The organism is Streptococcus sp. GMD1S, from assembly GCF_000296875.1.
GTDB lineage: Bacteria > Bacillota > Bacilli > Lactobacillales > Streptococcaceae > Streptococcus.
Genome location: NZ_AJQY01000319.1, coordinates 1 through 503, shown reverse-complemented (window position 1 = coordinate 503; position 503 = coordinate 1). Strand labels below are relative to the sequence as shown.

Genomic DNA, 503 nt, shown 5'->3' with positions numbered 1-503 from the left:
TTTGCCCGTTACTTTATCCCTGATTTTGTCGAAGAGGACAAGGTTCTTTACTTGGATAGTGATTTGGTTGTGACGGCTGATTTGACGGCTCTCTTTGAAATGGACTTAGGCGAAAACTACCTTGCTGCTGCACCATCTTGTTTTGGAGTTGGGGTTGGCTTTAATGCAGGTGTACTCTTGATCCATAACAAAAAATGGCGGGCAGAAGCCGTGAGACAAGAGCTAGTTGAGTTGACGGAGCGGGAACACCAACATGTGAGTGAAGGAGACCAGTCCATCCTCAATATGCTCTTTCATGACAGCTATGCTCCTCTGGGACAGAACTATAATTTTCAGATTGGCTTTGACAGTGGGGCTGCCTCACATGGACATGAATTTATCTTCCAGATTCCTTTGGAGCCTCTGCCAGCCATCTTGCATTTCCTCTCTCAGGACAAACCTTGGAATACTCATTCGGTTGGGCGTTTGCGTGAGGTTTGGTGGCACTATCATCTGATGGAGTG

Annotated in this window: 1 protein-coding gene; it reads left to right on the top strand. The window is 46.7% G+C overall.

Translation table 11 applies throughout. The features are described 5' to 3' along the window. Window positions 1-503: glycosyltransferase family 8 protein (locus GMD1S_RS09010; protein ID WP_000385376.1), on the top strand; the 503-nt coding region annotated here is incomplete at both ends.